The organism is Agromyces binzhouensis, assembly GCF_004135055.1.
Classification (GTDB): Bacteria; Actinomycetota; Actinomycetes; order Actinomycetales; family Microbacteriaceae; genus Agromyces; species Agromyces binzhouensis.
This window is the reverse complement of the sequence record NZ_SDPL01000096.1, coordinates 1-8,974: the sequence shown is the minus strand read 5'-3', so window position 1 is coordinate 8,974 and position 8,974 is coordinate 1. Positions and strand designations below refer to the sequence as shown.

Genomic DNA, 8,974 nt, shown 5'->3' with positions numbered 1-8,974 from the left:
GCACTCGGCGCGTCGTCGTCGGGCTGGCGCGAATCGCTCGAGGCGGCTCCGCTCCGCGCGCACGACCCGGGCGTCGGCATCGTGCCCGAGGACGGCCGCCTCGACCCGCGGTCGGTCGCGGCACGCCTGGCCGAGCTCCTCCCCGAGGACCGCGTCGTGGTCTCGGACGGCGGGCACTTCATCGGGTGGGCGAACATGTACTGGCCCGTGGCATCCCCCGACCGCATGATGATGGTCGGCACCGCGTTCCAGTCGATCGGCCTCGGCTTCCCGAGCGTGCCCGGCGCCGCCGCGGCGAAGCCCGGCGCGACGATCGTGCTGACCACCGGAGACGGCGGCGGGCTCATGGCGATCGCCGACCTCGAGACCGCCGTCCGAACGGCGGGCGGCCGCGGGGTCGCCGTCGTCTGGAACGACACCGCCTACGGCGCCGAGGTGCACCTCTACGGCCGCAAGGGCCTGGCCGAGCCGCCGATGCGGATCCCCGAGGTCGACTTCGCGGGACTCGCGACGTCCGTCGGCGCCGAGGGCGTCGTCGTGCGCGGGATCGCCGACCTCGACCGCCTCGGGGCGTGGGCCGCCGAGCCCGTCGACGAGCGGCGATTCCTCCTGCTCGACTGCCGCGTGTCCGACCGCATCGTGGCGCCGTACCAGCACGAGATCATCCGCGTGAACTCCTGACGACGGATGCCTCGACCGCGCGCGTGCCGGTGAGGCACGGGCGCGGCCCGCGCGACATTCCGGCCCCAGCGAGGCCCGATCGTATATGATCTGAGATACCAAATGCGCTCCGCTGCTCGGTACGATCGGCGTGACGCTCACGACGAAGTGGAGACCACGTGCCAGACCCGTCACGCATCCGCGAGATCGCCGACGAGCTCATCGCCGCCGACCGCGATCGCACGACCGTCCCGCTCCTGACCGCCCGCAACCCCGGCATGACGGTCGAGGACGCGTACGCGGTGCAGCGCGAGTGGGCCGAGCGGCGCATGTCCGCCGGCGCCAGGCTCGTCGGTCGCAAGATCGGCTTGACCTCGAAGGTCATGCAGGTCGCGACGGGCATCACCGAACCGGACTACGGCGTGATCCTCGACGACATGGTCTACGAGTCGGGCTCGGTCATCGAGTTCGACCGGTTCTCGAACGTGCGCATCGAGGTCGAGCTCGCGTTCGTGCTCGGCACCCCGCTCGAGGGGCCCGACACCACGATCTTCGACGTGCTCCGTGCGACCGAGTACGTCGTCCCCGCGCTCGAGGTGCTGAACTCGCACATCGCGCTCGAGGGTCGCACCATCGTCGACACCATCAGCGACAACGCCGCGATGGGCGCGATGGTCGTCGGCGGCCGACCCGTGAAGGTCGACGAGGTCGACCTCCGCTGGGTGGGCGCGCTGCTCTCGCGCAACGAGACGATCGAGGAGTCGGGCGTCGCCGGCGCGGTGCTCGGCCACCCCGCCATGGGCGTGGCGTGGCTCGCGAACAAGCTCGCGCAGCACGGCCAGTCGCTCGGCGCGGGCGAGATCATCCTCGCCGGCAGCTTCACCCGCCCGATGTGGGTCGAGCGCGGCGACACGGTCCATGCCGACTACCACGACCTCGGGAGCATCTCGTGCCGATTCGCCTGACCCTGCCGCCGACCTTCGCCGCCCGCATCGACGAGGCCGACCGTCCGCAGGTCGGCATGTGGGTCTGCTCCGGCAGCCCTCTCGTCGCCGAGATCGCCGCGGGCAGCGGCCTCGACTGGGTGCTGATCGACGGCGAGCACTCCCCCAACGGGCTCGAGTCGATCCTCGCCCAGCTCCAGGCGATCGCCGCCTATCCCGTCGCTCCCGTCGTCCGCGTGCCGTACGGCGACACGGTCGTCATCAAGCAGTTCCTCGACCTCGGCGTGCAGAACCTGCTCGTGCCGATGGTCGACTCGGCCGAGCAGGCCGCGGAGATCGTCCGGGCGGTCCGCTACCCGACCGGCGGAGTCCGCGGGGTCGGCTCGTCGCTCGCGCGCGCCTCGCGCTGGAACCGCGTCGACGGCTACCTCCAGGCCGCGTCGTCGACGATCAGCCTCGTCGTGCAGATCGAGTCCGCCGCCGCGGTCGCCGCCGTCGACGAGATCGCCGCGACACCCGGGGTCGACGGTCTCTTCGTCGGGCCGGCCGACCTCGCCGCGTCGATGGGGCACCTCGGGCAGCAGTCGCATCCTGAGGTGGTCGAGGCGGTGCTCGCGTCGATCCGCGCAGGCGTGGCCGCGGGGGTGCCGGTGGGCGTGAACGCGTTCGCGCCCGCCGACGCCGATCGCTACCTCGAGGCCGGCGCCTCGTTCGTCGCGGTGGGCGCGGATGTCGCCCTGCTCGCGCGCGCATCGGAGGCGCTCGCCGATCGCTTCATCGGGCCGACGGGCGCACCGGATGCCACGAGCGACGCGCCCGGCGGAAGCGGCGGGGCCGCGACCGGCACGAGCGCCGGTGCCGACGAGCGACCGAGCTACTGAGCGGCAGCGGCATCCGTCGCGTTGCCACCCGACGCACGATCGTATATGATTTCAGATATCAGGAGACGAGGGAGTCCATGACCGCCATCGCGAAGCCCGGCAAGATCATCGCCGTGCACCTCAACTACCCGTCGCGCGCGGCGCAGCGGGGCCGCACGCCCGCGCAGCCGAGCTACTTCCTGAAGCCCCAGAGCTCGCTGGCCGGAACCGGCGGCACGATCGAGCGCCCGGCCGGCACCGAGCTGCTCGCGTTCGAGGGCGAGATCGCCCTGGTCATCGGCGAGCCCGCACGCCACGTCTCGCCCGACGAGGGCTGGGCGCACGTCGCCGCCGTCACGGCCGCGAACGACTTCGGCCTGTACGACCTCCGGGCCGCCGACAAGGGCTCGAACCTCCGATCCAAGGGCGGCGACGGCTTCACGCCGCTCGGGCCCGTCGCGATCCCCGTCGACGGCATCGGGCAGGGCGACTGGCGCGTCCGCACGTGGGTGAACGGCGAACTCGTGCAGGAGGACACCTCCGACACGCTCCTCTTCGACTTCGGCCGCCTCGTCGCCGACCTGTCCCAGCACGGCACGCTCGAGACGGGCGACGTGATCCTCACCGGCACGCCCGCCGGCTCGTCGGTCGTCGTGCCGGGCGACGTCGTCGAGGTGGAGGTCGACGCACCCGGCGCGCCCGGCACCCCGACCACCGGCCGGCTCGTGACGACCGTCACGCAGGGCAGCGTCGCCTTCGGCGACTTCGGCTCGAAGCCCGCCGTCGACGACCTGCAGCGCATCGAGGCATGGGGCTCCGGCGAGGCGCACGCCGCCGCCGTCGCGGCCGGCCGAGCCACGCCGCTCGACGCCACGGGCACGGTGCCCGAGGCGACGGATGACGCGCAGCCGCCGTTCGAGCTCACCGAGGCGCTCCGCGCCCAGCTCTCGTCCGTGGCCGTGGCGACGCTCTCGGTCGCACTGCGCAAGCGGGGCTACCACGACATCTTCATCGAGGGCGTCGCCGCGAACCACCCGGGCGACCGGATCGTCGGTCGCGCCCGCACGCTCCGGTTCATCCCCGCGCGTCCCGACCTCTTCGCCTCGCACGGGGGCGGCTACAACGCCCAGAAGCGCGCGTTCGACACGGTCGGCGCGGGCGAGGTGCTCGTGGTCGACGCCCGCGGCGAGCGCGGAACCGGCACGGTCGGCGACGTCCTCGCGCTCCGCGCCAAGGTGCGCGGTGCGGCCGGCATCGTCACCGACGGCGGCGTGCGCGACTTCGACGCGGTCGCCGGGATCGGCATCCCGGTCTTCTCCCGGGGTGCCCACCCGAGCGTGCTCGGCCGCCGGCATGTGCCGTGGGAGACCGACGTCACCATCGCGTGCGGCGGCGCGGCCGTGCAGCCCGGCGACGTGATCGTCGGCGACGGCGACGGCGTCATCGTCATCCCGCCGCACCTCGTGGCCGAGGTCGCCGCCGAGGCCGCCGATCAGGACGCGGCCGACGCCTGGGTCGCCGAGCGCGTCGCCGAGGGCGAGCCGGTCGACGGCCTGTTCCCGATGAACCGTGCGTGGCGCGAGCGATACGAGCGCGAGCGGGATGCCGCGGCATCCGGTGCCCTGCCGCCCGAGGGGGCGCGATGAGCGCCGAGAGCAAGTCGCAGCAGGCCTACCGGTTCATCCGGGAGCGCATCGACGACGGCCGGTACGTCCCGGGCTACCGCCTCGTCCTGGCGCAGATCGCCGGCGAACTCGAGGTGTCCGTCGTGCCCGTGCGCGAGGCGATCCGCCGTCTCGAAGCCGAGGGGCTCGTCACGTTCGAGAAGAACGTGGGCGCGCAGGTCGCACTGATCAAGGAGACCGAGTACCTCCACACGATGCAGACGCTCGCGCTCGTCGAGGGCTTCGCGACCTCGCTCACCGCGCCGTACGTCACGGCCGAGCAGATCGCCCGGGCGCGCGCGATCAACGAGGAGATGCGGCGCACGCTCGAGGACTTCGAGCCGCATCGGTTCACCGAGCTCAACCTCGAGTTCCACGCCGTGCTGTTCGAGGGCTGCCCGAACCCGCACGTGCTCGACCTCGTGCACCGCGGGTGGAACCGGATGCGGATGCTGCGCGACTCGTCGTTCAGCTTCGTGCCGGGGCGGGCCCGCGCCTCCGTCGAGGAGCACGAGCGCATCGTCGAGCTCATCGAACGCGGCGCCGACGCGCTCGAGATCGAGCTCGCCGCCCGACGGCATCGCACCGCGACGCTCGACGCCGTGCTCGCCTACCAGGCCGACCACAAGCCCGCGACCACGCCGGCTCCGGAGGCCGTCGCCACGTGACGCCCCCGCGCCATCCGACCACATGCACCGCGGCGCCGCCGACGCGCGCCGCCCGCCCAGCAACGACACGGAAGGAACCCGCATGACCCAGCACATCCCCGAGGGACTGCCCGACCGCATCCGCCACTACGTCGACGGGGAGTTCGTCGACTCGGTCGGCGGCGAGACGTTCGACGTGCTCGACCCGGTGTCGAACGAGACCTACGTGCAGGCGGCGGCCGGCCAGAAGGCCGACATCGACCGCGCCGTCGCCGCCGCCCGCCGCGCATTCACCGAGGGGCCGTGGCCGCGGATGCTGCCCCGCGAGCGTTCGCGCGTGCTGCACCGCATCGCCGACCTCGTCGAATCGCGCGACGCGCGCCTCGCCGAGCTCGAGACCTTCGACACGGGGCTGCCCATCACGCAGGCGCTCGGCCAGGCGCGTCGCGCGGCCGAGAACTTCCGGTTCTTCGCCGACCTGATCGTGGCGCAGGCCGACGACACCTACAAGGTGCCGGGCCGCCAGGTCAACTACGTGAACCGCAAGCCGATCGGCGTCGCGGGGCTCATCACCCCGTGGAACACGCCGTTCATGCTCGAGTCGTGGAAGCTCGCTCCCGCGATCGCGACGGGCAACACCGTCGTGCTGAAGCCCGCCGAGTTCACGCCGCTCTCGGCGAGCCTCTGGGCCGAGATCTTCGAGGAGGCCGGGCTCCCGCAGGGCGTCTTCAACCTGGTCAACGGCCTCGGCGAGGAGGCGGGCGACGCGCTGGTGAAGCATCCGGACGTCCCGCTCATCTCCTTCACCGGCGAGAGCCGCACGGGGCAGGTCATCTTCGGCAACGCCGCGCCGTTCCTCAAGGGCCTCTCGATGGAGCTCGGCGGCAAGAGCCCCGCGGTGGTCTTCGCCGACGCCGACCTCGACGCCGCGGTCGACGCGACGATCTTCGGCGTCTTCTCGCTGAACGGCGAGCGCTGCACGGCCGGCAGCCGGATCCTCGTCGAGCGCGCCGTCTACGACGAGTTCGTCGAGAAGTACGCCGCGCAGGCGAAGCGCGTCGTGGTCGGCGATCCGCACGACCCGAACACGGAGGTCGGCGCACTGGTGCACCCGGAGCACTACGACAAGGTCATGAGCTACGTCGAGATCGGCAAGACCGAGGGCCGGCTCGTCGCCGGCGGCGGGCGGCCGGACGGCTTCCCCACCGGCAACTACGTCGCCCCGACCGTGTTCGCCGACGTCCCGAAGGACGCTCGGATCTTCCAGGAGGAGATCTTCGGCCCGGTCGTCGCGATCACGCCGTTCGACTCCGACGAGGAGGCGCTCGAGCTCGCCAACGGCGTGAAGTACGGCCTCGCCGCATACATCTGGACCAACGACCTCACGCGCGCCCACAACTTCTCGCAGGCCGTCGAGGCCGGCATGGTCTGGCTGAACTCGAACAACGTGCGCGACCTGCGCACTCCCTTCGGCGGCGTCAAGGCCTCCGGGCTCGGCCACGAAGGCGGCTACCGCTCGATCGACTTCTACACCGACCAGCAGGCGGTGCACATCACGCTCGGCGCCGTGCACAACCCGACGTTCGGCAAGCAGGAGCACCACGAGTCGGACCTCGACGACCCGGACCCGCGCTGACGCGCCATCCCACCGACCCATCTCACGCAAGGACGCTGACATGACCGACCGCACCCAGCCATCGCACCGTGATGGCATGACCCTCACCTCCTCCGGCTTCTACGTCTCCCAGGAGGCGCCGATCCGCAGCGAGAACCCGATCCCGACCCCGACCGCCCCGGCCCCCGACATCCTGCGCTGCGCCTACATGGAGCTCGTCGTCACCGACCTCGAGGCCAGCCGGAACTTCTACGTCGAGGTGCTCGGGCTCACCGTGACCGAGGAGGACGACGAGACCGTCTACCTCCGCTCGCTCGAGGAGTTCATCCACCACAACCTGGTGCTCCGCAAGGGCCCCGTCGCGGCGGTCGCCGCGTTCAGCTACCGCGTGCGCACCCCCGAGGACCTCGACAGGGCCGTCGCGTTCTACACGGAACTCGGATGCCGCGTCGAGCGTCGCACCGAGGGCTGGACGAAGGGCATCGGCGAGTCCGTGCGGGTCGAGGACCCGCTGGGCTTCCCGTACGAGTTCTTCCACGACGTCGAGCACGTCGAGCGGCTCGCGTGGCGCTACGACCTGTACACCCCCGGCGCGCTCGTGCGCCTCGACCACTTCAACCAGGTCACGCCCGACGTGCCGCGCGCGGTCGCGTTCATGCAGGACCTCGGCTTCCGCGTGACGGAGGACATCCAGGACGAGGCCGGCACGGTCTACGCCGCGTGGATGCGCCGCAAGCCCACCGTGCACGACACCGCCATGACCGGTGGCGACGGCCCCCGCATGCACCACGTCGCGTTCTCGACGCACGAGAAGCACAACATCCTCGCCATCTGCGACAAGCTCGGCGCGCTCCGCATGTCCGACGCGATCGAACGCGGCCCCGGCCGCCACGGCGTCTCGAACGCGTTCTACCTCTACCTTCGCGACCCCGACGGCCACCGCGTCGAGATCTACACGCAGGACTACTACACGGGCGACCCCGACAACCCCGTGGTCACGTGGGACGTGCACGACAACCAGCGCCGCGACTGGTGGGGCAACCCCGTCGTGCCGTCCTGGTACACCGAGGCGTCGCTCGTCCTCGATCTCGACGGCAACCCGAAGCCCGTCATCGCCCGCACCGACGACTCCGAGATGGCCGTCACGATCGGGGCCGACGGCTTCTCGTACACGCGGAAGGGCGACGAGGAGAAGGGCTTCAAGCTCGGCAACACGCTCTGAGCAGCGTCTCGGGCGCGCGAACAATAGCGGAATCGGGCCGCCTCCGGAATGGCTGGACGTCCCGGCGGCTCCGACGGGATGCTGGTCACGTGATCGCATATCAGGGAACGACCGCTTCGCGGGCGATCACGACCGGGGGGACGACCCCGGGGGGCGCGAGTCCCCCGGGGCCCGAAGGTTCCCGACCCGCCGTGCGCCGCACGGCGTCATCGCCATTCAGAAAGGCACTCCCGTGAACACCCTGCTCATCATCGTCGGCATCATCGCCATCATCCTGCTGTTCACCGGCGGCTTCGTGCAGTCGCTGAACTTCCTGCTCTGGGTCGGCATCGTCCTGCTCGTCCTGGCCGTCATCGTCTGGCTCGTCCGGATGCTCACCGGCAACCGGAGCGTCTGACCGCCGACGCGTGACCGCGCGTGCGCGGTCACGACGCTCAACTCGACTCGCCGCCCGCACCGTCCCGGTGCCGGGCGGCGTCGTCGTCCGCGGGCGCAACCGCGGCCGTGGACTCCCCGTCGGCCTCCTCCGCCTCCGCGTGGGGGTCGACGAGTTCCAACGCCTCGATCATCCCGGCGAGCAACCTGGCCACGACGGCGAGCTCGTCCTGGTCGAGCCCGTCCGCGACCTCGATCATCGCCCGGTGCATCCGGCCGAGCGTCGCCCGAACCTCCTCATCGCTGTCGGTCGTGCTCGCGACGACGAGCGAACGGCGATCCGTCGGGTGCGGCCGACGCACGAGGTGACCGCTCCGTTCGAGCCGGTCGATGAGCACGGTCGTCGAGGCCGTCGAGATGCCGAGCAGCTTCGCCAGCGCCCCGGGCGTGAGCATCTCGCCCTCGCGCTCGGCGCGCAGCACGTAGCGCAGCGCGACGAGGTCGGTCTCGCCCATGCCCATCGAGTCCCGCGTGCGCCGACGCATCTCCTGGTCGGCCGATCGGTACCGACGGAGCAGGTTGAGCACGTCGACGCTGCCGAGCCGCGTCTCGTCGGACCCGTACCAGTAGCCGCTCGACTCGGATCCGCTCGGACGACTGGACACCCTGACACCCTAGTCGCCGGCCGCGAGTCGCGCTTCGTGCGCCGAGGTCCAAGTGCGTCGCGCGGACGGGCAACGCCGACCGTCGGGCCGCTGCCTACCGTGGAACCCCAACTCAACGTGGAGGTGCCATGAACAGCCCGATCCCAGTCCTCGAGGAGACGCACGCCGATCTGCTCGCCGAGATCACGCCGCGCGACGGCGACCGGCGCGAGATCCTCGACCCGGCGACGGGCGGCCTCGTCGGACACGCCCCGGTGCACGGCATCGGGGACCTCGAGCGGGCGATCGCCCGCGCGGAGGCCGCGCAGCCGGCCTGGGCGGC

The 8,974-nt window shown here is 71.7% G+C and carries 9 protein-coding genes and 1 pseudogene; 9 read left to right on the top strand and 1 reads right to left on the bottom strand.

All coding sequences use genetic code 11. The features are described 5' to 3' along the window. The 8 genes from ESO86_RS06925 to ESO86_RS18650 form a co-directional block, all read left to right on the top strand. On the top strand, positions 1-681 hold a 681-nt coding region (locus ESO86_RS06925; protein WP_242492248.1), incomplete at its 5' end, for a thiamine pyrophosphate-dependent enzyme. Between the two features lie 158 nt (positions 682-839). Next, on the top strand, positions 840-1,625 hold the full coding sequence (gene hpaH, locus ESO86_RS06920) for a 2-oxo-hept-4-ene-1,7-dioate hydratase (protein WP_129234240.1): 786 nt from the start codon (positions 840-842) through the stop codon (positions 1,623-1,625). Beyond that, positions 1,610-2,485 (top strand): HpcH/HpaI aldolase family protein, encoded by an 876-nt coding sequence (locus ESO86_RS06915; protein ID WP_129234239.1) that lies wholly within the window; start codon positions 1,610-1,612, stop codon positions 2,483-2,485. The genes hpaH and ESO86_RS06915 overlap by 16 nt, the downstream gene beginning before the upstream one ends. Positions 2,486-2,562: 77 nt before the next feature. Continuing rightward, complete coding sequence (locus ESO86_RS06910) at positions 2,563-4,110, top strand: fumarylacetoacetate hydrolase family protein (protein WP_129234238.1); 1,548 nt, start codon at positions 2,563-2,565, stop codon at positions 4,108-4,110. After that, the gene (locus tag ESO86_RS06905; RefSeq protein WP_129234237.1) at positions 4,107-4,796 is read left to right on the top strand and encodes a GntR family transcriptional regulator; all 690 of its coding nucleotides are present in this window, start codon (positions 4,107-4,109) and stop codon (positions 4,794-4,796) included. Before ESO86_RS06910 ends, ESO86_RS06905 begins: the two co-directional genes overlap by 4 nt. Positions 4,797-4,878: 82 nt before the next feature. After that, positions 4,879-6,411, top strand: a complete 1,533-nt coding sequence (gene hpaE / locus ESO86_RS06900) for a 5-carboxymethyl-2-hydroxymuconate semialdehyde dehydrogenase (protein WP_129234236.1) — start codon at positions 4,879-4,881, stop codon at positions 6,409-6,411. A gap of 40 nt (positions 6,412-6,451) precedes the next feature. Beyond that, positions 6,452-7,612, top strand: a complete 1,161-nt coding sequence (hpaD, locus tag ESO86_RS06895; protein ID WP_129234235.1) for a 3,4-dihydroxyphenylacetate 2,3-dioxygenase — start codon at positions 6,452-6,454, stop codon at positions 7,610-7,612. Between the two features lie 232 nt (positions 7,613-7,844). After that, on the top strand, positions 7,845-8,009 hold the full coding sequence (locus ESO86_RS18650) for a hypothetical protein (protein WP_154344684.1): 165 nt from the start codon (positions 7,845-7,847) through the stop codon (positions 8,007-8,009). A 37-nt stretch (positions 8,010-8,046) separates the two neighbouring features. Here the strand turns inward: ESO86_RS18650 and ESO86_RS06890 are convergent, their stop codons facing one another. Further along, the gene (locus ESO86_RS06890; protein ID WP_129234234.1) at positions 8,047-8,652 is read right to left on the bottom strand and encodes a MarR family winged helix-turn-helix transcriptional regulator; all 606 of its coding nucleotides are present in this window, start codon (positions 8,650-8,652) and stop codon (positions 8,047-8,049) included. A gap of 128 nt (positions 8,653-8,780) precedes the next feature. Here ESO86_RS06890 and ESO86_RS06885 point away from each other — a divergent pair. Further along, positions 8,781-8,974, top strand: a pseudogene (locus tag ESO86_RS06885) (hypothetical protein); the annotation flags it as partial.

Bases quoted from the DNA above. Each gene is read 5' to 3' on its own strand.
- ESO86_RS06910 (WP_129234238.1), top strand. From the start codon at position 2,563: ATGACCGCCATCGCGAAGCCCGGCAAGATCATCGCCGTGCACCTCAAC.
- hpaD (WP_129234235.1), top strand. From the start codon at position 6,452: ATGACCGACCGCACCCAGCCATCGCACCGTGATGGCATGACCCTCACC.
- hpaE (WP_129234236.1), top strand. From the start codon at position 4,879: ATGACCCAGCACATCCCCGAGGGACTGCCCGACCGCATCCGCCACTAC.
- ESO86_RS06905 (WP_129234237.1), top strand. From the start codon at position 4,107: ATGAGCGCCGAGAGCAAGTCGCAGCAGGCCTACCGGTTCATCCGGGAG.